This is a genomic window from Sutcliffiella halmapala (assembly GCF_050107295.1).
Taxonomy (GTDB): domain Bacteria; phylum Bacillota; class Bacilli; order Bacillales; family Bacillaceae_I; genus Sutcliffiella_A; species Sutcliffiella_A halmapala_A.
This window is the reverse complement of the sequence record NZ_JBNIKR010000008.1, coordinates 116,639-142,962: the sequence shown is the minus strand read 5'-3', so window position 1 is coordinate 142,962 and position 26,324 is coordinate 116,639. Positions and strand designations below refer to the sequence as shown.

The window sequence follows — 26,324 nt, the reverse complement described above, 5'->3', positions numbered from 1 at the left end:
GGGAAACTTTCTCCCGCATCCTTTTTTCGTACTTTAGTTCTTTTTCCCTTTCCCTTTTCCAGGTTTGCCGGGCTTCCCAGGCTTCCCAGGCTTGCCAGGTTTACCAGGTTTACCATCGTCTTCGCCAGCTTCATTGATATACAATTTACCTTCTGCTAGCGCACGAGTCACATTATTATATTCATCAGTTGCTTTCACCTCAATTTCGGCTCCGCTGGCAACCACGCTGGAAGTTGCTGTCCAATAACCAACATAGTACCCAGGAGATTGCTCCATCATTGGCAGTTCAACTGCGTTGCTTGGTTCATTGTTCTGCAGCATGGCCGAAGCATTGGTTAAAGGCATACGGATTGAGAAGGTTGCACGTAATCCAGGTTCACTGCTGAATTCAATCTTCACAGATTCTCCAGATTTCAAGTGCTTATCTTCCGTAGGCTGCAAGTTCTCGATCACAGGAGCATCATAATCAGCAAAGACAGTGACGTCTTGTGTCGTACTGTTGCCTGCAAGATCCTGTGCGATGACCTGGATGTTATTCTCGCCGCTTTCAAGTAGAATTCGGTGGGAGAACGCTCCGTCCGTCACCGCAACCTCCGCTCCATTCACCTTAACAAAGTCCAGATTTTCATCTGCAACCGTTCCAGTGACTGTCGCTGTTTCGCGATTTGTCTTGGACCCATTTTCAGGACCAGTAATTGTTAAATCCGGCGCTGCTTGGTCAAGGACCACTGTTACAGGCTCCGACGGATCTGTCGTTCCATTGTCAGTGGAAGCTTTCGCTGTTAAGAGATTCTCTCCATCATTCAGGCTGATATCGACAGCGAACGTTCCATCTTCTGTAACAGTAGTAGTGGCTACTTCTTCGCCATTATTCAAAACATGTACTGTTGTAGTAGGAGCCGCATTACCTTCTACTGTAACAGTCTCTTCGTTTGTATACGATCCGTCCGCAGGGGAAGTGATGCTAGGCGCTGTCACTTCGAAGTTGACTCTTGCGCGGATCATGTAGTTACCTTCTTCTTCAGGTACAGGAGACCATGCGCCTCCAACCAATTGCCAGCTGCGAGCAGCATTTTCGCCATCTTCATCAGTACCAAGACCAGGTGTATTCGGATTCGGATGGGATTGGATGTATACCATGTAGAAGTCCTGCTCTACAATGATACCGTGTTCAGATAGATCAACATCTGTCCATTCCCCATTTCGAAGTGCCGTTGCATCGAATGGACCAGCAAGCTTCTGACCTGGCGCGCCATCTGCACCTGATGCATCATATACTTCGACTTGGAATGCCGTACCACCAGGAACTGGCCATTCCGTATCCCAGAAGCGGAACAAACCGCCTGTTACAAGGGCACTGTTTTGGCCTTCAGGAAGTGACATTTTTACTGCCCAACCGTTTCCGGCATCGTAGAATGCACGTGCATTCTCTGCAGTGCCATCATCATAGCCGATTTCACCAGGGTAGCCGATGAATGGACGAAGCTCCACATCAAGTGCTGCTTCGCCGTTCGGCTCTACGCTGACTTGAATATTTTCACTGTAGAAGGAAGGAGCCATAACTCGTAAAGTGTAATCTCCCTCATAAGCAGTGATAGAATAGTTGCCGTTCTCATCTGTTGTAACAGGTGCAACAGCTGCATCCTCAACAAGCATTAATGTAGCATTTGCAATAGGTTCACCTGTAGCACTGTTTGTAACAGTACCTGTAAGTGTACCTTGAGGGATTTCCTCTAGGACGAAGTTCGCTACCGCTTCCCCATCTGCCGGGATATCCACTGTTTGCTCAGCAGGGTAGTATCCATAGCTCTCCGCCTTAACGGTATAGCTTCCTGCTGCATGCAGCAATTCATATTGGCCATTTGCAGGGTTCGTATTTACCGTTCTGTCAGTCTCGATAACTGTTACCTGTGCACTTAAAGGAAGTGCTGCAGGATTGAATTCTTCTTTTGATTCATCCTTTTGAACAGGAGTTGATGCAGGATGGATCTTATCTGGATTCACTTGTTCTTCCTTCAGTTCTACGGAATTTTCTTTTTGTACACCAAGCTGAGTTTTGATTGCAGCTTCAGCGGCATTAGATTCTGCTGAAAGTACTACATCATCAATATACCAGCCATCTCGTACCACACTGCCATCGGTTGTGACGTTAAAGCCGATATAGATGCGCTGTCCTGCATATTCGGACAGGTCGACTTCCCTTGCTTGCCACTCAGTAGTCACACCGTCAAAACGTAGAAGCTGAGTCCAGTTTTCTTGATCAGTGGAAACAAACACATGGGCAAAGTCATAACGTGTTTCAAGGTTATGCCAGTTCATGAACTGCAGGTAGGCTGCACTGTCTGCCGGCAGGTCCACAGGAGGCATCACAAGTGTCATGTTAGCACTGTTCCCGTAATTTCCTTCAAGATTAGTAGCATAGACTTTTTCACCGGAGTTGGCAGCGCCAGGTCCGCTCGTTGGAGCACCCCATTGCCATGAATTTTCCGCCCCGAAGGAATACCATCCAATCGGATCGGATTCAAAGTCTTCTGTGTATCCAAGTGTGATACCAGGTTGAACACTGACTTCGTACGTATCGGAAGCAACTTCATTTCCTCCGAAATCAACAATCACCCATTTGTAGGAAACAGATGGTTCTGCGATTGCTTCACCTGGAATGGAAGCAGTGTAGATGGCATCATTATAGGTGCCGGATGCACGTTCAGCATCGACATTCGCCCAACTGCCATCCTGAGCGAGATATTGAAGTGTAACAGAAGAAATACTGACGTTATCCTGGACATTGATGCTTAATGGTAAATTCATTCCAGCATATGTTTCTGCAGGTGCAGTATGTTCAAAAGTAGGAGCTTGATCGTCTTCTCCATCTTTTGCAACCTGCCCTTTAATTTTCCCTAAGCCAGAGATGATGGAGGATACAGCATCGAATGCATTTACAATTCCATGCCCATATCCATTGTTTGGAGTTTCAGGGAATGCGGAGTCGGTTCTTGGTGTAGCTGTGGTCATCAAAATTTCCTCAATGTCACTGATAGTCAAGGAGGAATTGACTTGTTTAAGCAAGGCTACCACACCGGCAACATGCGGGCTTGCCATGGATGTTCCGCTGGCGGCACCATATTCATTGCCTGGGAATGAAGATCTAATACCTACACCTGGAGCTGAAACTTCAGGTTTAATTTCTTCATAAGGAGATGGCCCCTGAAGAGAGAAGCTTGCCAGATTCATATTTACATCTGTTGCTCCAGTTGCAAAGGACTCAGGATAGTTACCAGGATTGGAAACAGATCCCGGTCCTCCAGGATTTCCTACACGAGTGTTCCCTGCAGCAAATGCCGGGAAGATTTCAGCAGCTGTCCATGCCTGAACCATAGGTCGGTACCACTCGTCCAGACCTGCTCCCCCACCCCATGAGTTGTTGACAACATCAGGTGCCATTGCAGGATTTGGAACACCATTTGCATCCTTTGGTGCCAGGATCCATTCCCCTGCAGAAAGCAAGGCAACATCGGTTCCGCCTGAAGGAGTGAACGCTTTAACTGCAATCCATTTTGCTCCAGGTGCCACACCGACCTGGTTGGAACCGTTCGGCTCAGAACCAGTCATCGTACCGGTAACATGCGTTCCATGCCCGTCATCATCATAAGGAGTTGATTGGTTGGCAGGAGTTGCATCAAACCAGTTATACTCATGATTAGGGCTTGTTGGGTTATTGGCATCGTATCCACGATACTTCTCTACCAACGCTGGGTGATTCCACTGGACACCTGTGTCGATACTTGCGACAACAGTTCCGGTTCCATCCACTCCCATTTCCCAGGCTTGTGGAGCTCCAATCTGAGCCACACCCCACTCGATATTCTCCAAACCTGCAGCCGGCTTTTGATTTTCTAACGCCAAGCCGACACTATTTGATTTTTGAGCTTCAATTTGTGGATCAAGCTGCCTTGTTTCGTTAGGAAGAAGTTTTTCCACCTCTGGAAACTGTGCAAGCATTTCCATTACTTCTTTTGTGGCGGTGACAGCCATTCCGTTCACCACGTAGAAAGATTGGATGTTCTTGGCATTTCCGGCTTCCACTTCTTTTTCGAGAAATTCTTTTACATTCACTTGGGTTTCGATTGCAGTTGCTCTCAGTTCAGAAACAACTGCATTTCTTTTCATAAGCTTTTCCTGGTTTGCAGTAGCAGCCTTGGCTTTTGCTGATTCAGCCGCTTTGCTTGCTACCGCCATTGTGTCAACCTGCTCCTTGAACTTGATCAGGAAAGTGACCTTTTCACCGTCCTTGGAGAACTGGGTCGCAAGTCGATCAGGAACTTTACTGGCTGCTGTTATTTTCGATTCACCTGACAAGGAGACCGTGGCTCCTTTACCTTGTGCAGCCGCTTTGTTAAGCGTGAAACTTGGGACGATCAAAAGTAAACACATAATGATACTGAATAACCTAGCAATATTACGTTTCCTTCTCATTCAACATCCCCCTCAAATTGGTATTGATTAACCGTACGGCATGTATCCCCCTTTCTTTGACAGAATTCTTCTACCATTTAATTTGCGAGAATGGTAGAATCCGGCCGCTTTACTTGGAAAAAGCCGGTATATGTAGGTTTTTCTAAGTTGACAATTTAAGAGTAATTAAGAATGTAGAAGAAGAATGTCGAAATAGAAAGAAAGAAAACAGAATATTCAAAAAATGATTCTTTTGGTATAGTTGGATTATTTTGGATGGTAAAATAGTACAATGATGCCTAGATATCCCAAACGAAGAAATAATGTAAAAATATTCTAATGAATCTAGGTCTAATAAGATATTATCCATACTACTTAGGTAGTAGGAGTAGTAGGCACTAATCACTAGCTTTATAAAAAATGAAAGATTTGACGAAAAATCGAGATAATCTTACTAATGCAAGTATTCCTAAAAGAATAAAGCAACATCATGTAAGCGGAAGGAACTAGGAAAAGCTAGGCAATAAAGCGGCTTAATAACTATTTTTCCGATTAAAGAGTATTATTTTCCTAACTAGCGGAAAAGGTAGAAATGGAAAATTTCAAATCTCCAGAGAAAAAAGAGGAAAAGGGGCTATCCCATTACACGTTGTCTATTTTTGTTGTACAATAAAGGTTGACCTAAATGAGAGAAAGGAATGTTCCTCATGGAGAAAATGACCGTCCTGAAATTAAAGCGGATATTGGAAGACAAATTATCCAATCCCAATTGGACTTTTAAATATGATAGAGAGCAAGAATCGCTTCGAGTAGAGGATAAGGAAACCCAAAAAGGGATCAGTGTAGCTCTTCAAGGTGTGCTTGCTAAATACGAACAGAATAATGACCAAAAAGCCATAGACGAGTACGTATACTATGTTAAGGAAGCACTAACGAGCATGAGGGTACCAATCCAATTGAATGGAGCGGAACGCCACATCTATCCGGTAATAAGGTCCACTTCCTTCCCGACTTCAAGCAATGATATTCCACTGGTATATGATGAGCATACTGCGGAAACGCGGATTTATTATGCCGTCGATCTAGGGAAATCCTATAAGCTGATTGATGAGAAACTGCTTCAAAAAGAGAATCTGGAAAAGAAAACGATCAAAGAGATGGCAATGTTCAATGTTCGCTCCCTCCCGACGAACATGAAAGAGGATACCGTTGCAGGCAACACTTTTTATTTCGTCCGCTCCAATGACGGTTACGATGCGAGCAGAATACTGAATGAAAGCTTTCTGGATTCCTTTAAAAAGCAGATTACAGGAACCATGACGGTGGCTGTACCCCATCAGGATGTACTAATAGTTGCTGACATTCAAAATGAGGTAGGGTATGATGTACTTGCTGAATTGACCATGAGCTTCTTTGTGAATGGCAAAATCCCGATAACGGCTCTTTCTTTCCTATATGAAGAAGGAGAACTGGAACCAATTTTCATTCTAGGGAAAAACAATAAGGATACAAAATGAGAAAAGGGGTTTACACATGAATGTATTCTATAATAAAGAAGGTATTGGCGATACGCTTCTTATCTACATAAAAGATATGGAACTGAAAAATAGGACCTTTGAAAAAAACGGAGATGTAGCAACCATCCTGGACAGTGAAACGAAAGAAGTGGCCGGCTACAATCTATTTGAAGCTTCCAAGTATGTCGAAGTGGAACAGTTTAATGGCCAAGTGGAACTTACAGAAGAATTGGTCGGAAAAATCAATGACGCTTTTAAAGAAAACGGAGTGCAGGAAAGCTTTTCTCCTGATCTGAGCCCTAAGTTCGTCGTAGGTCATGTGGTGGAAAAGGAAAAGCATCCAAACGCAGACAAGCTGAGTGTATGCAAAGTGGACGTTGGCACTGAAGTGCTGCAGATCGTTTGTGGCGCACCTAACGTAGACAAGGGACAGCATGTCGTGGTAGCTAAGGTCGGGGCGGTTATGCCAAGCGGCCTAAGTATCAAGGATGCAGAATTGCGTGGGGTTGCCTCATATGGAATGATCTGTTCCGCCAAAGAATTGGACCTGCCGAATGCACCTGCCGAAAAAGGGATTTTAGTCCTTGATTCCGATGAGTACAAAGCCGGACAACCTTTCGGGAAGTAAAAATCAAAGAAAATACCACTAGACCGTTCTAGTGGTATTTTTCGCTAAATTAAAGTAAGAAAGAGTGTGATAGATGTGAACTGGTTTAAAAAGCTGTTTGCTCAGCTAAATGATGATGTCGAGCAGGAGAGAATTGAGCAGAGTTATGCTAAGAAACCGGAACAGAAGAATATGCAGGCGAGAATTTCCTATCAGTACCCCAATGGCAAATTTCGCTTTCCGTTAATACCCGATGGAGAGAAGGTTGTGACGGAACCACCTCTGCAAGTGGCACCAAGAAAGAAGAAGGAAACTGTGTCTTCGAACACAAAGCAGGTTTCTGAGCCAACTATAAAAGAACAGTTTAAAAAAGAAGCTGCACCTCCCAAAAAGGTCGTGCAAAAGAAAGTGGAGCCGAACTGGAAAGAGAAGAAGCCGTTTCACCCAACTGAAGTGGTGTCCCCGGTATATGGTTATAGCCTTCGTCCACCTGTAAGTAAAAAAGTGGAGGAGGAAATTCCTGAAATCGAATTGGAAACTCTTAGCTTCGTAGGACAGAACCATCAAGTAAACGTAGATCCTATTATGGAAGAGTCATTGACTATTAAAGAGGACTCTATTTCCATACCGGAGACGGAAAAGGAAAAAGTGCAAGCCTTCAGCTTTGGTCTGTTGAAAGAAGAGACGGAAAATAACAGGCATATCGAAGAGGAAGAAACGTATTTCGTGGAACAAACTCCGAAAAGTGAAAAGTTTAAGAGCAATGCCGAGCTTGAAGTGGATCACTACCGGAAAGAGCAAGAAACACCTATTGAGGTATCTCCGGAGAACGATAACTACGAGTTTTATCCTATTGTAGAAGAGGCGGTTTCACAAATAGAAGAAGAGACTGAACCTGAATTGGAAGAACTGGCGGAACCGTTGGAACCAATCGAAGAAGTAGGTATGAATGAGACTACGATGGAACCAATCGAGGAAATAGATCTGAATGAGACCACGATGGAACCAATCGAAGAAGTAGGTATGAATGAGACTACGATGGAACCAGAAGAGCCGAAACGTCCACCAATGCAGCAGGCCGAACCAGTCAGAAGCCCAAGACGAGAGTCGGAGAATGATAGAAATAAAGAATACAAGAGACAGCATATTCCCTATAATGTGATTATGCTAAAGCAAGATAAACGCACCTTGGAAAAACGAAAAACCGAAGAGGTACAGCCTGAATACTATCGAAAGCCGCCTATCCACCTTCTGAATATACCCCCACAGCATTCAGAGAATGATCGTGAATGGGTGGAGGACCAAAGAAGGCTGCTTGATGAAACCCTGCACCATTTCCGAGTAGGGGCGAAGGTCGTTAAAGCAACACAGGGGCCGTCTGTGACACAATTCGAAGTACAGCCTGAACCTGGAGTAAAAGTGAATAAAATTACAAACCTCAGTGATGATATCAAGCTGAGCCTTTCTGCTAGAGATATCAGGATGGAAGCGCCGATTCCAGGGAAAAACACAATCGGAATAGAAGTTCCAAACCGGGTGAGTAAACCGGTACTTATCAGGGAGATTCTCAGACACCCATCATTCATACAGAATGCTTCTCCATTGACGGTTGCCATGGGACTGGACATTTCCGGCCAGCCGGTTGTGTTTGACCTGCAGAAGATGCCACATGGACTGATTGCAGGCGCAACTGGTTCCGGAAAAAGCGTATGTGTGAATTCCATTATCATGAGCTTGCTCTATAAGAGTACTCCAGATGAAGTGAAGCTTTTGCTGATCGATCCTAAAATGGTCGAGTTGACGCCATATAATCATATTCCTCATCTGGTCAGCCCGGTCATCACAGATGTAAAGGCTGCAACTGCTGCATTGAAGTGGGCAGTGGAGGAGATGGAAAGAAGATATGCCCTATTCGTCCATGCAGGCGTAAGGGATATTGCAAAATACAATGAAGGCGCCAAAAAGCATAATCAGGAAACCTTGCCTTATATGGTCATTATCATCGATGAGCTCGCTGACCTGATGATGGTGGCGCCAAGTGACGTCGAGGAGGCGATCTGCCGTATTGCCCAAAAAGCCAGAGCATGCGGAATGCACCTCCTTATTGCGACTCAGAGACCTTCTGTTGATGTTATTACCGGCTTGATCAAAGCGAATATTCCAACTCGTATCGCATTCTCTGTGTCGTCCCAAGTGGATTCAAGAACCATCATTGATATTGGCGGGGCGGAAAGGCTTCTTGGCAGAGGGGATATGCTGTTATTGGAAAATGGAGCGCCAAAGCCAATCCGTGTGCAAGGAAACTTTGTTTCGGATGAAGAAATCGAAAAAGCGGTATCACACGTCAGAAAAGAACAAAAGCCTAATTACCTGTTTGAACAGACGGAATTGCTGAAAGAGAGCTATGTTCAAGAGGAAGATGAATTGTTCCTCGAAGCATGCCAGTTTGTGGTGGACCAGAACGTCGCTTCCACATCCAGCCTTCAGCGCAGATTCAGAATCGGCTACAATCGCGCTGCCAGATTGATGGAACTGATGGAGGATCAGGGAGTCATATCAGGTCCGAAAGGGAGTAAGCCCCGTGATGTATTAGTCTCCGAGGAAGAACTGGTAACAAGGCAAGAAGCGGAGTATTGAAGATTAGATGCAGGAAAAGTTGTAAATGGATATAAACTTCTTATAATATAGATAATAGTTAATAAGACAAGTGTAGGCGGATTGGGCAATCTGTCCCGGCCGCCTATACCTCAGTAACCATTCTTCATTATTTAACAGCTGTTAAATAGGGGACGTAAGGAGCTTTTTGGATGAAAGAAATAGAGTTAAAGCTACAAGGAAAAATCAAAAGGTTGACCAATCGTACATTCAAATTTGATGAACGTGTGAAAGAGGGCTGGTTTTCCGCTGTCTATTTCCTGAAAACGCGTGAAATTGTACGTGAATATAAACCTGACAATATTGTTACCATGCAATTCTTCCAAAAAGAGCACGCAGTACTTTGTGGAACGGATGAAGTAATCGCCCTGATAAAAACATTTGCAGATGACCCTGATTCCCTGGAAATATACTCACTGAAGGATGGAGATAAAATAAGTCCTTTTGAGACGGTGCTTACAATTACAGGGCCATATCAAAACTTTGGGTTCCTAGAAGGTGTCATCGATGGCATACTGGCAAGACGCACTTCAGTTTCGACAAATGTCTACAATGTGGTCAAGGCTGCAGGGCAGAAGCCTGTCATTTTTATGGGTGACCGCGACGACCATTTCACCCAGCAAGCAGGGGATGGATATGCTGCACATATCGGTGGTTCAACAGCCCAGGCTACACACGCGATGAACGAGTGGTGGGGAAAAAAGGGAATGGGAACGATGCCGCATGCCCTTATCCAGCTTTTTAATGGTGATATAGTCGAAGCATCCAAGGCATATCATGAAAAGTTTCCTGAGGACGATTTGCTTGTTCTGGTTGATTACAACAACGATGTCATTACAGACGCACTGAAGGTAGCCAGAGTTTTTGGAGACAAGCTAAAAGGTGTTCGCATTGATACATCGAGAACGATGATTGATCAGCACTTCATACGTAACCAGGATGTATTGGGCACGTTTGATCCACGAGGAGTGAATGGCCCATTGGTATTCGCATTAAGGGAAGCGCTCGATAAGGAAGGCTTTCAGCATGTGAAAATCGTGGTAAGTGGAGGCTTCAATCAACAGAGGATCATGGAATTTGAAGAGCAGAAGGTTCCGGTGGACATCTATGGTATCGGAGGCAGTCTGCTGAAGATCACTATTGGGTTTACCGGGGACAATGTCATGCTGAACGGGGAGCCACAAGCGAAAGCTGGAAGGAAATATCGTTTCAATGAACGTTTGGAAAAAGTGGATTAATATCCTCATAAAGCATTTTTGAAAACTGATGGAACAATGATTCTATCAGTTTTTCTCCCCTAGTGGATCATGGGTACTTTACTGCACTCCTTTGATAAAGTGGAGAATAACTGAATTACATGCTATAATAACAAGTTGTTGGGCAAAAAATTGGTATACATATGGTTTGATGGCTTTCGAATGAGGGAATTATCACTTTGAGATATAAATCATATACTGTAACTATCGAAGTTACGGAGGCATTGCCTACAAATAAAAAACTACTATTCGATTCGACTGTAAGGAAGTGTTACAGACGGATTATATATAGATAAATGTTGGAGGTTTTTTCATGACCATTTATCATTTTGTTGGTATTAAAGGTACAGGAATGAGTGCTTTGGCTGGTATTCTTCACGATATGAAATTTGAAGTTCAAGGTTCGGATATTGAAAAGAAATTTTTTACCCAAAAAGGTCTGGAAGAAAAAGGTATAACCATCCTTCCTTTTGATAAAGACAATGTAAAAGATAACATGACAGTAATAGCAGGAAATGCATTTCCTGATTCACATGAAGAAATTGTGGCGGCGCATGAATTGAACATTCCTGTAATCCGGTACCCGCAATTTCTTGGTCAGTTCATGGAGAAATTCACAAGTGTTGCCGTAACCGGCGCTCACGGGAAAACATCCACTACAGGATTGCTGGCCCATGTTATCCAAGGAGCAAAGCCGACTTCCTTCCTGATCGGGGACGGTACTGGCCGCGGTGCAGAGGACAGCGAATATTTCGTATTCGAGGCATGCGAATATAAAAGACACTTCCTATCGTATCACCCTGATTACACCATCATGACAAACATTGATTTCGACCATCCGGACTATTTCGGAAGCATTGATGATGTATTCAATGCATTCCAGGAGATGGCCCTTCAAGTCAAGAAAGGGATCATCGCTTGTGGAGATGACGAGTATCTCCAGAAGATCCAAGCAAAGGTTCCGGTAATCTATTATGGCTTAGGGGAAGAGAACGACTTCCAGGCAAGACATATCGAGAAGAGCACCGAAGGAACAACATTCGATGTATTTGTCCGCAACAATCATTATGCCACTTTCAAGATTAATGGTTATGGCGACCATAATATTATGAACTCCTTGGCTGTTATTGCTCTATGCCATTATGAAGGAGTACCTGTTGACGTGATACAGAGCCAATTGCTCACTTTCGGTGGCGTAAAACGCAGATTTTCCGAAAAAGTGGTCGGTTCCCAGGTGCTGATCGATGATTACGCCCATCATCCAACAGAGATTCGCGCAACAATTGAAGCTGCGAATCAAAAGTACCCGGATCGAGATGTAATCGCCGTTTTCCAACCGCACACATTCACGAGGACCCAGACGTTCCTGAATGAGTTTGCTGAAAGTCTTGGCGGTGCGGACTTTGTCTACCTATGTGACATCTTCGGTTCTGCAAGGGAAAACCAAGGCAAGCTGACGATCAACGATTTAAAAGAAAAAATCGAGCAGGCAGAAATCCTCAGCGAAGAAGGAACAGAGATGTTGACTCGCCATGAAAATGCCGTCATCATTTTCATGGGTGCAGGAGATATCACTAAATTCCAGGAAGCTTATGAGAAGCTGCAGGCTCCGGAATTGAATTAAGCGTATATGAAATATTGAAAGAGAATGAGGTAGTGATTATACCTTGTTCTCTTTTTTATTTTGTATTAAGAGGGGATGCAAGTACAGAGTGGCAGGTGTTGCGGAGGTTGTGTATGGGGAAGAGCGTGTTTTAGACCACCATTTGTCCGAAAGCAAGAAATGGAGGTAACAAAAGGCGTGTTTGAGACCACCATTCGTCCGAAAGCAAGAAATAGGGGTAACAAAAGGCGTGTTTGAGACCATCATTTTACCGAAAGCAAGAAATAGAGGTAACAAAAGGCGTGTTTGAGACCGTCATTCGACCGAAAGCAAGAAATGGAGGTAACAAAAAGCATGTTTGAGACCACCATTCAACTGAAAATAAGGAATGACGGTCTTAAGGCGTATTTGAGACCACAATTCACTCAGAGCACGCCCCAACCTTTGAAACAACTAAAAAAACGGACCAAGGCCACAACGCATCATGCGGTGAGGCCGGGTCCATTTATCAAAGATCGATCTTATTTCAAATTCTCCGGATTCAAGCTCTCCAGTTCCGGAATGACAAAACGACCGTCTTTGCGGATCAGTACATCATCAAAGTAGATTTCACCGCCACCATATTCAGGGCGCTGGATCATGACCATATCCCAGTGGATATCGGAGTCGTTTCCATTGTAAGCATCCTCATATGCCTGACCTGGAGTGAAGTGGAAGCTCCCGTCAATTTTCTCATCGAAAAGGATATCCTGCATCGGGTGCTGAATATAAGGGTTCACACCGATTGCAAATTCACCGATATAGCGTGCACCTTCGTCCGTGTCAAAGATTTTGTTGATGCGGTCGGAATCATTTGCAGATGCTTCTACGATTTTCCCGTCTCTGAAAGTCAATTTGACATTTTCATAAGTGAATCCCTGGTAAGGTGAAGGAGTGTTGTAGGAGATGGTTCCATTTACCGAATCTCTTACTGGACAAGTATAGACTTCACCGTCAGGAATATTCATTTCCCCTGCGCATTTAATTGCCGGGATATCCTTGATCGAGAAGCTTAGATCTGTGCCTTCGCCTGTAATGCGCACTTTATCCGTCTTGTTCATAAGGGAAACCAGTGCATCCATTGCATCGCTCATTTTCCCGTAATCAAGGTTGCAAACGTCAAAGTAGAAGTTCTCAAAGCCTTCTGTGCTCATTTTTGCAAGCTGAGCCATGGAAGCATTAGGGTATCTAAGAACAACCCACCTTGTTTTCGGTACACGGATGTCACGGTGAACCTTTTTGCCAACTGTGCTTCCCTGGATTTTCTGCTTTTCATCGGGTACATCGGAAAGTTCACTGATGTTATCGCCGGAACGCAATCCAATATATGCGTCCATATTTTTCATCACATTTGCTTCGAAATCAGCCTTCATGTTAAATTGTTCTTCCTGGGCACCCATAAGCAAGGCACGATCTACTTGTACATCCTTTAATGACACGAACGGGTAGCCGCCAGCTTTATATGCCTCATCCACCAAGGCAACAACGAGCTCTCGTTGAAGGCCAAAGTTTTCAATAAGTACTTTTTCACCTTTTTGCAATTTAACCGAGTAATTTATCAGGTTTTTGGCTAAAGTTTGAATGCGAGGATCTTTCACATGTATTGCCCCCTAATTAATGAAGTTTAGTATGTAACCATTATATTGTAACCGAATTCACGGAGTTTGTTTAATTTTTTTGATTTTCCGACAGCTGAATTTTTTTTATAAAATGTACAATTTGCGCATTTTCTAGCAGGGATTTTGTCTTTCTCATAGAATAAGAAGTGGTATAAGATGTTTAAACTTTATCATGTGGGGTAAACAACTAGTATGCAAATATTCAGCAGGAGGTGTCAGATTTGATCGACTTGCTCTACGTGAGTGCCATTATCGTAGCAATTGCATTTTTAGTATTAGTAATTTTTGTTTCGAAAACTCTTCGTTCTGTGCAAGGCACATTGGATCAAGTTGCAGGTACTCTTGGAAGTATCGAAAAGCAGATGCAGGGAATCACGACAGAGACGGAGCAGATATTACATAAAACCAACGTTTTGATGGATGACATTCAAGATAAATCGCAGCAGCTTAATACGGTTGTGACCGCCGTTAAGGATGTTGGTACTTCCATTCAAGGGTTTAATCATTCCGTATCACGGTTATCAAATAATGTAGCACATCAATTGGATCAGAATCAGGATAAGGTTTCCCAGGTGGTTCAATGGTCCAATGTTGCAATGGAGCTTGTGGAAAAATGGAATGAGAAAAAACAGAAAAACAAAATCAACAAATTATGAGGAGGAATCGGAAATGAGTAACGAAGAAATGAACAAAAACAATGATGGAATCAACACAAAGGACTTTTTAATCGGTACATTGATTGGTGGAATCGTTGGGGCGACAACTGCACTTTTCCTAGCGCCTAAATCAGGTAGAGAGCTTCGTGAAGACATTACCGATCAAGCGACTCAACTTAAGGAAAGAACAGATAACTGGAAACAGCAAGCAACAGATTTTTCAACAGACTTGGCTGAGCAGGCACGTGAGAAGTCCAATCAATTATCAAAGGCCATCACAGAGCAGACGCAGCAAGTGATGGATAAAGTGAAGCAGCTGAAAGATAGAAACGGTGATGTTTCTTCAGATCTTCAGGATCAGGTTCAGGAAATCATCTCTGAGGCGGCCACTGCGATTGAAAGTGGTTCTGATGAAATGACGGATGAAGTGAAAAAGAAGCTTGAAGATACAAAAGCTGCATTGGAAGATGTAGAGAAGCAATTGACTGAAACTAAATAACTTGAGTATAATGCGGCGAAGTGATATGATAACTTCGCCGTTTTTAATTCGGGACAATCTAGAGGATGGTGTAATTCTATGAGTAAAACGTTGGTTCAATCTGTTGAAAAATTTGAAGAGCTGGCAAAGGAAAATGGTACGTTTCTATTGTTTAAGAACAGTACAACTTGCCCAATAAGCCATGCAGCATATGAGGAATTTGAAAATTTCGCTGCAGACCACAATGAAATTCCTTTGTACTATTTGCATGTACAGGAAGCTAGATCCTTATCAAACTATATTGCTGAGACATATGCCATCAAACATGAATCTCCACAGGCACTTCTTTTCAAAGACGGAAAAGTTGTATGGGACGCTTCCCATTGGAAAATTACTTACTCTTCACTACAGGAGAATGTAAAATAAAAACGAACGGGCCCATGCTGCTCGTTCGTTTTTTTTATTATTGGTATACCTTTTTCTCCCACATGATATCGAGCACATCCCCTTGTTGAATAAAATCATAGAAAGAGGAATCCGCACCATTTTTTTGAAGTTTAAATGATCCTGCTTCGTGTGGCTTATCGATTTCTACAAATCGGAAAATATCCTGGAAGATAAACGGCTCTTTTCTTCTCACCATTAGCTGAAGATGATCTCCATTGGATAGTGTATCATCTTCCGTCAACAGTACTCCATTCCGATAAAATTCAAGAAGCGTTTTGTGAAGGATTACCTTTTGCCCATTATATAGGACAGATATCTCCTGCCTTGTTTCATAGTTTTGAATCATGGACACCATTTTCACTGTCGCTTGTGAACCTTCTTTCCATTCAATCTCATCGCCTGGCGAAAAGCTGTCCTGCAGGTAAGCTTTTTTTCCATTTAGATAAAGGTTCTTGGAGAAATGCTCGAACTTTGTTTTTTCATCGTTCAAATAAAGAACAAAAGGAGAAAAACCCTCATCTTCACTTTGATTAAGATATGTCAGTAACTCCCTGATGCTAGAAGGATAATGAAATACAATTCTATCACGGTCTCTTAAGAAACTGTCAAAAGAAGCTGATTCACCATTGATGAGAAGAGTTGGCTCTATGACCTGAGTTGTTCCATTAATTATTACCGCATAGCTCGGTAGATCCTCCCCTATGACATCTCTGACTGTAGCGGCAGCGTCAACGCCGTCAACGCCTCTAATCACCTCAATGGAATCGCCGTTCTGAATGGAATCAAAGCTTTGGGAGAGCTGCCCGTTCTTGTATATTTTAGGGGCTGTCCCAAGGCTGCCAGGCAGTGTGATGCTTTTCTCGTTAACGGTAACCATCAAGGCAAGACCTGGTTTTCCTACCAGTTTGTTGATGGAAACGCCAGCTGCCAATAGACTGTCGCCTATTGTTAGCTTTTTCACATCAAATAGCCGCACCTGCAGATCATTTACAGTGACAGAGACATATTCGATCGGTTTTTGCTTTGCGGCTATTGCAATGCCGATAGGAGTGACAAATTCAGGACCAGTGATGGTAATGTCCGCTTTTTGAAGCTGTGGGATGGCATCCACCCCACGAATTGCCACGCGGTTCTCAGGAAGCTCAAGGTAATGGGCAATCATGGAGGTTAGGGTGGGCGTTAAGCTTCCGCCGCCTACAAGCATGACAGCCTTCGGTGATTGCCTATTATTCTGGTGCTTGATTTCATCTGTAATGGCTTTTGCCAGTTTATCGATGAAAGGCTTAATAGAATCAATTATGGAATCTTTCGTAAGAGTATGTTCAAATCCTAGAATGTCTGTGAAGGTAATCATGTCTTTATGTATCATATCTCTTTTTGCCAGTTCCGCTTGAGGGAAGTCCAATAAGAATTGGTCGCTTAATCCCTCTGTAATCTCATCTCCAGCAACAGGGACCATTCCATAGGCAGTAACTGTGCCATCCCTTGTAATGGCAACATCCGAGGTTCCTGCACCAATATCTACAAGTGCAACGTTCAGGCGACGCATGCTAGGTGGAATCAGCACGTTGATTGCCGCTATCGGTTCCAGGGTCAATGCTTCCAACTGTAGGTTTGCCCGCTGTAATGCAGAGATGAGGGACTCCACCACAATTTTCGGTAAGAAGGTGGCGATGACCTCTGTTGAAGCAATCTCACCTCTTTGATCAAGAAGGCTACCGATTTCCTCGCCATCCAAGTAATAGCGGAGTATCGAATATCCTACACAGAAATATTGATTGGCGGAATCCAGCTGATCGTTCAATAGCTGCGCTTGAGCTTCTTGAACAGCTGCCAGCTCCAATAGGAAAATATCATTTTCTGTAAAAAGTGATTTCCCTTTAATGTTCTGGATCGAATGGGCGGTCTGCGTTTTAAGGGCTCTACCCGCAGCTGCAACACAAACTTTCGTAAGCGGACCATGATTTTTTTCAAGCTCCATTTTTACATATTCGATCACCTTGGAAACTGCTAAAATATCGTGTATCTGCCCATCCAGCATGGCTCGTTCCTCATGCTCCTTTGTCACCATATCAAGGACCTTGAACTGTTGATTCTGCTGTTCCAATAATAGGCCGACCACTGATCTTGTTCCAATATCCAATGCAAAGACTTTCGAGTTACCCTCCAAAATAGGTACACCTTCCTCTATAAAAAGTCATATAATACTTTATCGCTTAAAAGCGTTTAATTATTAAAGAGATTTTTCGTGACAATCACTGATTGTTCGTTTATAATAACTAATTAATAGAAATGTACCATAACTTGGTGCTGTTATAAATAAGCTCTTTTCATAAAGTTTGTTGCTTCTGACCGTAAAAAATCGGCATTTGGATTTTTTACAGAGATTAACTTCGCATTATTTAAAAATTATGTTATCTGATACATCGAAAAGAGCACGAAGTAATGTATATTTTCGTGTTTATGTTGTATTCGTCAAAAGCAACAATTTCTGCGAAAATGGCCTATAAATAAGGAAAGGATGAATTTAAATGAGTCATAACGAGCTAGACGCCTTGCGAAAACAAGTAGAAGAACTTAACTTACAACTATTAGAGGTCATCAATAAGCGCGGTGAGCTTGTACAGGAAATTGGGAAGCTCAAGGAAGCGCAAGGTGTAAATCGATATGACCCTGTGCGAGAAAGAAAGATGCTCGACCTGATTACGGAACATAATGATGGTCCATTCGAGACATCTACCTTGCAGCATCTTTTCAAGGAAATTTTCAAGGCTGGTCTTGAACTCCAAAAGGATGATCATAGAAAAGCCCTATTAGTATCCAGGAAGAAAAAACCGGAAGATACAATTGTAGATGTAAAAGGTGTAAAAATCGGCGACGGTTCTCAACACTTCATCATCGGACCGTGCGCAGTGGAAAGCTACGAGCAGGTGGCACAAGTGGCACAGGCTGCAAAAGCTCAAGGAATCAAGCTTTTACGCGGTGGAGCATTCAAACCTAGAACTTCCCCTTACGACTTCCAAGGTCTTGGCCTTGAGGGCTTGAAAATCCTGAAGCGTGTCGGCGATGAGTTCGACATGGCCATCATCAGTGAAATCATCAACCCGGCAGATATCGAAACTGCTTGTGAATATGTGGATGTTATCCAAATCGGTGCCCGTAACATGCAGAATTTCGAATTATTGAAGGCTGCTGGTGCCGTAAGAAAGCCTGTACTATTAAAACGCGGCTTAGCTGCAACGATTGATGAATTCATCAATGCAGCAGAATACATCATCTCACAAGGAAACGATCAAATCATCCTTTGTGAACGCGGTATCAGAACGTACGAGCGTGCAACCAGAAACACTTTGGATATTTCCGCAGTGCCTATTCTGAAAAAGGAAACACATTTACCGGTATTTGTGGACGTGACACATTCCACTGGGCGAAGAGACCTTCTATTGCCTACAGCAAAAGCTGCCCTGGCAATCGGAGCCGACGGAGTCATGGCAGAGGTTCACCCAGATCCAGCTGTTGCGCTTTCCGACTCTGCACAGCAAATGGATATCGATATGTTCAATGAATTCATAACAGAGCTCCGCAGCCATTATGCTTATAAATCATAAGAGATAACCATCCAAGACGAGCACCGAGCTGCTCGTCTTTTTATTGGTAAATAAAGCATATTTTCAGGATAATAGCTGTTGATTGGAGCAATAGGCGAAGACTCCTGCGGGTGTTGCGCTTAGGGGAGACCCCACAGGCGAAGCCGAGGAGGCTCACAAACGTCCCGCGGAAAGCGAAGCCTAGTGCGGAAATCAACAGCGGTGTTCAACAGAGCTTTTGATTAGAACAGCTTTTATCACGAAAAAACAAATAATTTATCCCGGATAGGGCAAGATGAACAAAAAGGCAGTAAATTCGTTGCTTGTCCCACCATAATAACGTATGATAATAAAATAAATGCGCTGAAATTGCCATTATTATCTTATATATATCTGTTTTACCTACATAGATGCATGTAAATGAAGGAGTGTGTGTTTGAATGAACGTAACAATTTATGATGTTGCCAGAGAAGCGAATGTCTCCATGGCAACGGTTTCCCGTGTAGTAAACGGAAACCCGAATGTAAAACCGACCACAAGAAAGAAAGTGCTCGAAGCGATTGAACGATTGGGCTATCGTCCAAATGCAGTTGCCCGTGGATTGGCAAGCAAAAAGACGACTACTGTCGGTGTAATCATCCCTGATATATCGAATATCTTCTACGCAGAACTGGCACGTGGAATTGAAGATATTGCGACAATGTATAAGTACAATATAATCCTGAGCAACTCTGATCAGAATGTTGATAAGGAATTGCATCTTTTAAATACGATGCTTGGCAAGCAAGTAGATGGAATCGTATTCATGAGCGGAAATATCACAGAAGACCTTGCTGCAGAATTCGAAAAATCCCCTGTACCAATCGTACTTGCAGCCTCCATTGAAAGAGACAACAAAGTACCGTCCGTTACTATTGATTATGTACAAGCTTCCTTTGATGCAGTTACTGCCCTCGTGGAAAAAGGCCATAAGCGTGTTGGATATGTTTCCGGACTTTTTGATGAACCGATCAATGGGGAAAAGAAATTGACCGGCTATAAAAATGCGCTTCAGGAAGCAGGCATTTCCTACGATGAAGAAATCGTGCTCGAAGGTGATTACAGCTACGACTCAGGAATTGAAGCTGTAGAGAAGCTCATCAGCTTGGATGATAGACCAACAGCAATCTTTGTTGGTACAGATGAAATGGCGCTTGGTGTCATTCACGGTGCACAGGATCAAGGTCTTCATATTCCAAATGATATAGAAGTGATCGGTTTCGATAATACCCGTCTGGCTACGATGGTACGCCCGACTCTTACGACCGTGGTACAGCCGATGTATGATATCGGTGCAGTGGCAATGCGTTTATTGACCAAATTCATGAACAAGGAAAAAGTCGAAGAACAAACTGTCGTACTTCCTCACCGAATTGAATTTAGGCGCTCAACAAAATAAAAAAACTGTCGATATAGATAGTAAAAGAGGACAAAATGCTTTAAAATTTGTCCTCTTTTTATATCAAAAATTTTAAAAAGCGCTGTAAGGTCAGGGGAGAAAGTATGAAAAAGCTTGATATGTTAACACCTATTGGACTAGTTCTTGGATTTGCGATGATTGCCTTTGGAATATTAAGCAACTCTGGATTTGCCGGAGCTGCAAGCTTCTTGGACCCTGCGTCCTTGTTTATTGTTCTTGGAGGCACAACAGGCGCACTTTTCATTACCTTTAACTTAAAAGAAATGAAGCTGATGCCCAAAGTGCTGAAGGCGACATTTTCCCGAGAGGAAACGGAACTGCCTGCTCTCATTGAAACATTTGTCCGTCTTTCTGACCGTGCAAGAAGAGAAGGTTTATTGGCATTGGAAGCAGAGCTCGAGGATGTGGAAGATGATTTTATAAAAAAAGGGATACTGCTGGCAGTGGATGGAGTGGATCCGGAAGTCATTCATGATATTATGAACGCAGAAATAAGCGCAATGGAAGAACGCCACCTAAAAGGCAAAAACATCTTGGAAAAAGCGGGGGAATATGCACCTGCATGGGGAATGATCGGTACATTGATCGGTCTTGTACTAATGTTGAACAATCTAAACGATCCCACAACGTTGGGTCCAAACATGGCCATTGCCATTCTGACTACTCTTTATGGCTCTTTGCTGGCAAATCTTGTTTTCTTGCCCATGGCGAATAAATTAGGGAACAAGACAGAAAAAGAAGTATTTATGAAGCAGATCATCATCGAAGGGGTCATCGGAGTCCAATCCGGTCAGAACCCGAAAATCCTCGAAGAGAAGTTATCTGCATTCCTGACTGCACAAGATCGTGAAAAAGAAGAAGTGGAAGTGATGGAGGGGATGGAGGAGACCGTCCGATGATGATCAGGAAGAGAAAATCGTCAAAGGCACCAGGTGCACCACTATGGATGGTGACATTTTCCGACCTTTTCATGCTTGTACTCGTATTTTTTATCCTTTTATTTTCCATGTCCCAAATAGATTTGGTTAAATTCAAGGCGGTGGCAGAATCCTTCAAAGAGACGAACATTTTGGATTATTATCCTTCCGCCGTTCCGTTTGACCATCCTACCGATTTTACTGTGGAGACAGAATCAACGAACAACAAGGAAGAAGATCAGACGAATCCACAGGAAAGTGAGCAAAATCTAGAGGAGTTATTGTATGAAGTACAGAAATTCCTCAATGAGAACGATTTGGAGGATGTCGTCCTTGCAAATCGCACCGAACGCGGAATCGTGCTCGTTCTGGAAGAAAAAGTACTCTATGAAACGGCAGAAGCACGAATCCTTCCAACAGCCTATCCTTTCCTGGATAAAGTAGGTACGTTACTGACGAAAATACCAAATTTGGTGAAGGTGGAAGGACATACGGATAATAGGCCGATTTCCACTGAAAAGTTCCCTTCTAACTGGGAATTGTCCGCTGCCCGGGCAAGCAGTGTCATCCGCTACCTCGTTGCTGAGCATGATCTCGACTCCGAGCGCTTTGTAGCAGTGGGGTATGGGGATACAAGGCCAATCGTACCAAACACATCAAGTGAAAATTTTCAAAAGAATAGAAGGGTAGAAATAGTCATTTCGGACCCGCAGTATGAGGAAAAGATCAATTAATATTGGTCTTTTTTTCTTTACGAAAGAGCATGATAAAAAAACGCCAATCCTCATTCGGGTTGGCGTCAGTTTCTTGGAAGTATCAATATTTCAACACGTCTATTCTGTGCTCTTCCTTCTGCAGTTTGATTGGTAGCAATAGGTTCGTATTCTCCAAAACCTTTAGCACTGAACCAGCTGGGATCAAGCCTATCGTTTTCAATTACAATCTTCATAAAATTGACGGCTCTCATTACGCTTAATTCCCAGTTTGAAGCAAATTGGGAGTTATTGATTGGAACATTATCTGTGTGACCGCTGATAATAATGTTTCTCGGCGGGTTTATCACTAATAGATCGGAAATTTCTTTTGCCATCTCCAAATCATCTGTTCTCACCTGGTCACTTCCAGATGAGAATAATACGTTATCCCGGATTAAGACCAATAGCCCTTCATCTGTTAAGGAAGTGTCCAGCATATTACTAAGTTCCTTTTCTTCGATATAAGAGTCAATCTTCTTTTGAAGGGATTCAAGTTCTTGCATATCTGCCTTTTTCTCCAACTGCTCTTCAACCTCATCCTGTTCATCCAAAACTGCTGCATTCTGCTGTGGAACTGGATTTGGGTATTCCATGATACCTGAGCCTTTAGAAAAAACTTCATTAAAAACCTCAGAAAGTGCTTGGAACTTTTTTGCATCGATGGAACTCATGGAGAATAAAACGATAAACAATGCTAAGAGTAGTGTTAATAGGTCAGCATACGGAATTAACCAGGACTCATCAATATGTTCTTCTTCGTCATGTCGTTTCCGCCTTCTACTCATCCTTGTTCCCATCACTTCCTTCAAAAATTTTCTTTCTTTCACTTGCAGGCAGATAGGAGGTTAGCTTTTGTTCAATTACTTTAGGAGATTCGCCTTCATGAATAGATAATATTCCTTCAATCATCATATATTTCAATTTGGCCTCCTGTTTTGATTTCCTCTTCAGCTTATTTGCAAATGGATGCCAAAGCACATATCCTGTAAAAATCCCAAGTAATGTCGCAATGAATGCTGCACTGATCGCCTGGCCGAGACCATCGATATCATTCATATATTTTAATGCAGCAACCAGTCCGATAACTGCACCGAGTACTCCTAATGTAGGAGCGTATGTACCAGCCTGTGAGAATATTAAAGCTCCGGATTGATGTCTTTCTTCCATCGCTTCAACTTCTTCTGATAATACATCTCTGATGAATTCGGCACTTTGACCATCGACTGCCAATGTTAAGCCGTTCTTCAAAAATTCATCTTCAATATCGATGGTTGTTGATTCAAGTGCCAGCAAACCTTCCTTTCTTGCCAATTGAGCCAAACCGGAAAAAGTTTTGATCAATTCTATCGGATCCATCATTTTTCTTTCTTTGAATAAAATTCCGAAAAGCTTTGGCACTCTCTTGATTTCAGAGGTTGGAAAGGCGATCGTTACAGCAGCTACTGTACCCAATAAAATAATTAAAAGAGCGGCTGGATTGATTAAAGCAACTGGAGTGACACCTTTAAAAAACATCCCAACTCCAACAGCTATTAATCCTAAAATGAGACCTACTACCGATGTTTTATCCATGAAATAACCACCTGTTCCTATTCTATAAACTTTTGCAAATACAAGATTTAACTTCTCTTTCTATTTACTTCGACATAATCTCTCATTTTTTTATAGAGGGTTATTTTAAATTGATAAAATTGTGCGACCGGATAATCCAAAAAGAAAAACACTTTTCCAATAATAAGAAAAGTGTTTTGTAGGGTGGGTCAGCCGATGTTGTGGTTGTCATTATTGAGATGGCTGATCGGATATAGGGCTTTTAAGAGAATCTGTTTGTTTTTCTCGGTTATTTCCTGCTTTCGTGGAATGGCCTTGTACATGTCTATTGGATCTTCCCAGTTTGGTGGGAGAGCTACAGGAGCTTGCACTTCCCATTCCTTCATCCATTCCTCCGGGATTGCTCCCGTGACAGTGTTATTATCAATCATCTCAGCCCAAAGATGCGACCAGGCCCTCGGTACCACTCTCCAAATATCATAGCCGCCACCGCCAACAGCAATCCAGCGGCCGTTGCAGTATTGATGGGCAATTTTATGGGCGAGCTTCGGAATTTCCCGGTAAACCTTCATCGTGGTGGATAGATGGGTCAGCGGATCATGATAGTGGGCATCGACGCCATTCTGCGTCAAGATGATATCCGGTTTAAAAAAGGCCGCAATTTCGGTCAATGCCTGCTCATACACTTCAAGGAAGGAATCATCCTCCGTAAAGGCGTCGACTGGAATATTGAAGGAGTAGCCATAGCCATCCCCTTGCCCGCGCTCATTCACATTCCCGGTTCCTGGGAACAAATACCGACCTGTTTCATGGATGGACAAGGTGCAGACATCAGGATCCTCGTAAAAGGTCCATTGCACACCGTCGCCATGATGGGCATCGGTATCCACATACAACACTCTCGCATTATATTTCTTCTGTAAATATCTGATGGCCACAGAACTATCATTATAAATGCAAAATCCGGAAGCCTTCCCATGGAATCCATGGTGCAGCCCGCCACCCAGATTCAGTGCGTGTTCCGACTTCCCTGTCATCACATAGTCCACAGCAGTCAAGGTGCCTCCCACTAAAAGGGCACTTGCCTCATGCATATTTGGAAAGATTGGGGTATCTTCTGTTCCAAGTCCATAATTGTTTGCTTTTTCTTTTGGCAATAGTCCCTTGCCAGCGAGTTTTACAGCTTCGATGTATTTGGGATCGTGGACCAAAGCCAATTCTTCGTCAGTCGCCATCCGAGGAGGGACCACATCCTGAAAGGACAGAAGATTGCTTTTTTGAAGCAAATCATAGGTGAGCCTGACTCTAAGTTGGTTGAATGGATGATTCTCACTGAATTTATAGGTTTGGAAATCATCCGAATAAACGAAAACCGCTTTTTTCATGAGGTCACACCCGGAAGATTAGGCCATAGCACATCATAGCCTTCCTCTTGGAGATCCTTGATTACCCCGGTAGGATTCATGGTATGCACACGCAGTACCAGAATCTTATACTGTTCGTCCTCATGTGGATACACCAGGACACTTAGAATATTGAGCTTCCGTTTACGTAAGATCGATGTGACATCTGCAAGTTTACCAGAGATGTTCTCCACCTTGACTTCGAACTGCGATGCCGGCTGGTGGGCACCTGTCAGCTGGATAAAGGTATACAGCAGATCTGATTCTGTTACAATACCAACCAATTTAGAGTCACTTACAATCGGCAGGCAACTTATTTTATATTCGTAAAATAATGCCGCAACCTCTTCCACAAAATCAAGCGGATGCCCGGTGAGAAGGTTGGTCTTCATCACTTTGGAAAGTGGCTGATTCAAATCATCCTTGCCTGCATGTTCAGATAGCGAGGAATGCATCACGTCCCGCACATCCCTGTCCGAAATGATCCCGACCAACTGTTGCTTGGCATTGACGATCGGAATATGACGGATACTCTTTTTCTCCATCAATTGAAGTGCCTGTTCCACCGTATCGGTAGGCAAAAGCGTAAAAACGTCTTTCTTCATTATACGTTCAACGATCAAAAGTCTCTCCCCCTTGTAAAACAAGTTCCCTTAAGACATCATATGCTAGTACATGAAGCGGTTGTGAAAGCGTAGCTGATCAAATTTCTGTACAGACTCTGCATCAATGTTTTTCCCGATCCTTGCCATCAGACAGTTGGCAGGATGCGAGCTGATTTCCGGATCGTCGGTAGCGTAATATTCCAAGCCACCGGCATTCATCATTTTTTCCATCACTTTCCGGTATTCCCAGACATTCAGCCCAGTCCCTTTTAAATCCCAATGCCAATAATATTCAGTTGTTATGACAATATAATTTTCCATCATTTTATCCATCATTGATACCTGTAGAAGGGTCTTACCGACTGAACTACCCCGGACCTCTGGCACAACCTCAATGGCACCGAGTTCTATCAGGTTCTCCATCTTTCCTTCCGACCATCTTTCCATCGGATCAGGATATAAAAAAGTCACATATCCTACGATCGTATCATGTGTCCGTGCAATCAGGATTCTCCCCTCAGGAAGTCCCGCTATCTCAATCAATGCCTTTCGCTGCTGAGCAGGCGGCCTGAAAGCAATCAGATCTTCATGGAACTCATAGCTTGCGAGTTTTTCAGGCGTTACGGGCCCTTCAATAATCAAGCGGCTATTTTTCGTTTTGATTTCCTTTGCATTGTACGTTTTTCTATGTTCCATCAATCATTCACCCACTTTTAC

General features: G+C 43.2%; 20 protein-coding genes. 12 read left to right on the top strand and 8 right to left on the bottom strand.

Translation table 11 applies throughout. The annotated features are described in order from the left end of the window. Window positions 1–33: 33 nt before the first annotated feature. Window positions 34–4,473, bottom strand: a complete 4,440-nt coding sequence (locus ACQCT5_RS14650; RefSeq protein ID WP_499642742.1) for a S8 family serine peptidase — start codon at window positions 4,471–4,473, stop codon at window positions 34–36. A gap of 686 nt (window positions 4,474–5,159) precedes the next feature. Between ACQCT5_RS14650 and ACQCT5_RS14645 the strand changes: the two genes are divergently transcribed. The 5 genes from ACQCT5_RS14645 (at window position 5,160) to murC (ending at window position 12,111) form a co-directional block, all read left to right on the top strand. Beyond that, complete coding sequence (locus ACQCT5_RS14645; protein WP_499642741.1) at window positions 5,160–5,969, top strand: DUF1444 domain-containing protein; 810 nt, start codon at window positions 5,160–5,162, stop codon at window positions 5,967–5,969. 16 nt (window positions 5,970–5,985) lie between these two features. Then, the gene (gene ytpR, locus ACQCT5_RS14640; RefSeq protein ID WP_499642740.1) at window positions 5,986–6,597 is read left to right on the top strand and encodes a YtpR family tRNA-binding protein; all 612 of its coding nucleotides are present in this window, start codon (window positions 5,986–5,988) and stop codon (window positions 6,595–6,597) included. Between the two features lie 75 nt (window positions 6,598–6,672). Next, the gene (locus ACQCT5_RS14635) at window positions 6,673–9,213 is read left to right on the top strand and encodes a DNA translocase FtsK (protein WP_499642739.1); all 2,541 of its coding nucleotides are present in this window, start codon (window positions 6,673–6,675) and stop codon (window positions 9,211–9,213) included. Window positions 9,214–9,383: 170 nt separating this feature from the next. Next, the gene (locus ACQCT5_RS14630; protein ID WP_499642738.1) at window positions 9,384–10,469 is read left to right on the top strand and encodes a nicotinate phosphoribosyltransferase; all 1,086 of its coding nucleotides are present in this window, start codon (window positions 9,384–9,386) and stop codon (window positions 10,467–10,469) included. Between the two features lie 331 nt (window positions 10,470–10,800). Next, on the top strand, window positions 10,801–12,111 hold the full coding sequence (murC, locus tag ACQCT5_RS14625) for a UDP-N-acetylmuramate--L-alanine ligase (RefSeq protein WP_499642737.1): 1,311 nt from the start codon (window positions 10,801–10,803) through the stop codon (window positions 12,109–12,111). Between the two features lie 500 nt (window positions 12,112–12,611). Here the strand turns inward: murC and ACQCT5_RS14620 are convergent, their stop codons facing one another. Continuing rightward, window positions 12,612–13,727: an aminopeptidase gene (locus ACQCT5_RS14620; RefSeq protein WP_499642736.1), complete on the bottom strand. Its 1,116-nt coding sequence runs from the start codon at window positions 13,725–13,727 to the stop codon at window positions 12,612–12,614. A gap of 242 nt (window positions 13,728–13,969) precedes the next feature. On the opposite strand from ACQCT5_RS14620, the gene ACQCT5_RS14615 reads away from it, so the two are divergent. The 3 genes from ACQCT5_RS14615 to ytxJ all read left to right on the top strand — a co-directional run bounded on the left by ACQCT5_RS14615 (window position 13,970) and on the right by ytxJ (window position 15,308). Next, window positions 13,970–14,404, top strand: a complete 435-nt coding sequence (locus ACQCT5_RS14615) for a DUF948 domain-containing protein (protein WP_499642735.1) — start codon at window positions 13,970–13,972, stop codon at window positions 14,402–14,404. A 13-nt stretch (window positions 14,405–14,417) separates the two neighbouring features. Beyond that, the gene (locus ACQCT5_RS14610; protein WP_499642734.1) at window positions 14,418–14,903 is read left to right on the top strand and encodes a YtxH domain-containing protein; all 486 of its coding nucleotides are present in this window, start codon (window positions 14,418–14,420) and stop codon (window positions 14,901–14,903) included. 78 nt (window positions 14,904–14,981) lie between these two features. Then, window positions 14,982–15,308 (top strand): bacillithiol system redox-active protein YtxJ, encoded by a 327-nt coding sequence (gene ytxJ / locus ACQCT5_RS14605; protein WP_499642733.1) that lies wholly within the window; start codon window positions 14,982–14,984, stop codon window positions 15,306–15,308. Window positions 15,309–15,345: 37 nt separating this feature from the next. Here ytxJ and pilM read toward each other — a convergent pair whose 3' ends face one another. Then, on the bottom strand, window positions 15,346–17,499 hold the full coding sequence (gene pilM, locus ACQCT5_RS14600) for a pilus assembly protein PilM (RefSeq protein ID WP_499642732.1): 2,154 nt from the start codon (window positions 17,497–17,499) through the stop codon (window positions 15,346–15,348). A gap of 361 nt (window positions 17,500–17,860) precedes the next feature. Here pilM and ACQCT5_RS14595 point away from each other — a divergent pair, with 361 nt between their 5' ends. The 4 genes from ACQCT5_RS14595 to motS all read left to right on the top strand — a co-directional run bounded on the left by ACQCT5_RS14595 (window position 17,861) and on the right by motS (window position 22,027). After that, window positions 17,861–18,937 (top strand): bifunctional 3-deoxy-7-phosphoheptulonate synthase/chorismate mutase, encoded by a 1,077-nt coding sequence (locus ACQCT5_RS14595; protein ID WP_499642731.1) that lies wholly within the window; start codon window positions 17,861–17,863, stop codon window positions 18,935–18,937. A 419-nt stretch (window positions 18,938–19,356) separates the two neighbouring features. Next, window positions 19,357–20,355, top strand: coding sequence for a catabolite control protein A (ccpA, locus tag ACQCT5_RS14590; RefSeq protein ID WP_499642730.1), 999 nt, complete (start codon window positions 19,357–19,359; stop codon window positions 20,353–20,355). Between the two features lie 104 nt (window positions 20,356–20,459). Next, window positions 20,460–21,275 (top strand): flagellar motor protein MotP, encoded by an 816-nt coding sequence (gene motP, locus ACQCT5_RS14585; protein ID WP_386642966.1) that lies wholly within the window; start codon window positions 20,460–20,462, stop codon window positions 21,273–21,275. After that, complete coding sequence (gene motS / locus ACQCT5_RS14580) at window positions 21,272–22,027, top strand: flagellar motor protein MotS (protein WP_499642729.1); 756 nt, start codon at window positions 21,272–21,274, stop codon at window positions 22,025–22,027. The genes motP and motS overlap by 4 nt, the downstream gene beginning before the upstream one ends. Before the next feature lie 65 nt (window positions 22,028–22,092). Here the strand turns inward: motS and motB are convergent, their stop codons facing one another. The 5 genes from motB to ACQCT5_RS14555 all read right to left on the bottom strand — a co-directional run bounded on the left by motB (window position 22,093) and on the right by ACQCT5_RS14555 (window position 26,303). Continuing rightward, window positions 22,093–22,833 (bottom strand): flagellar motor protein MotB, encoded by a 741-nt coding sequence (gene motB, locus ACQCT5_RS14575; protein ID WP_499642728.1) that lies wholly within the window; start codon window positions 22,831–22,833, stop codon window positions 22,093–22,095. Further along, on the bottom strand, window positions 22,826–23,620 hold the full coding sequence (gene motA / locus ACQCT5_RS14570; protein WP_499642727.1) for a flagellar motor stator protein MotA: 795 nt from the start codon (window positions 23,618–23,620) through the stop codon (window positions 22,826–22,828). Before motA ends, motB begins: the two co-directional genes overlap by 8 nt. Window positions 23,621–23,808: 188 nt before the next feature. Then, the gene (locus ACQCT5_RS14565; RefSeq protein ID WP_499642726.1) at window positions 23,809–24,984 is read right to left on the bottom strand and encodes an acetoin utilization protein AcuC; all 1,176 of its coding nucleotides are present in this window, start codon (window positions 24,982–24,984) and stop codon (window positions 23,809–23,811) included. Next, window positions 24,981–25,625, bottom strand: coding sequence for an acetoin utilization AcuB family protein (locus tag ACQCT5_RS14560; RefSeq protein WP_499642725.1), 645 nt, complete (start codon window positions 25,623–25,625; stop codon window positions 24,981–24,983). Before ACQCT5_RS14560 ends, ACQCT5_RS14565 begins: the two co-directional genes overlap by 4 nt. 45 nt (window positions 25,626–25,670) lie before the next feature. Next, complete coding sequence (locus tag ACQCT5_RS14555) at window positions 25,671–26,303, bottom strand: GNAT family N-acetyltransferase (RefSeq protein ID WP_499642724.1); 633 nt, start codon at window positions 26,301–26,303, stop codon at window positions 25,671–25,673. Window positions 26,304–26,324: the final 21 nt, after the last annotated feature.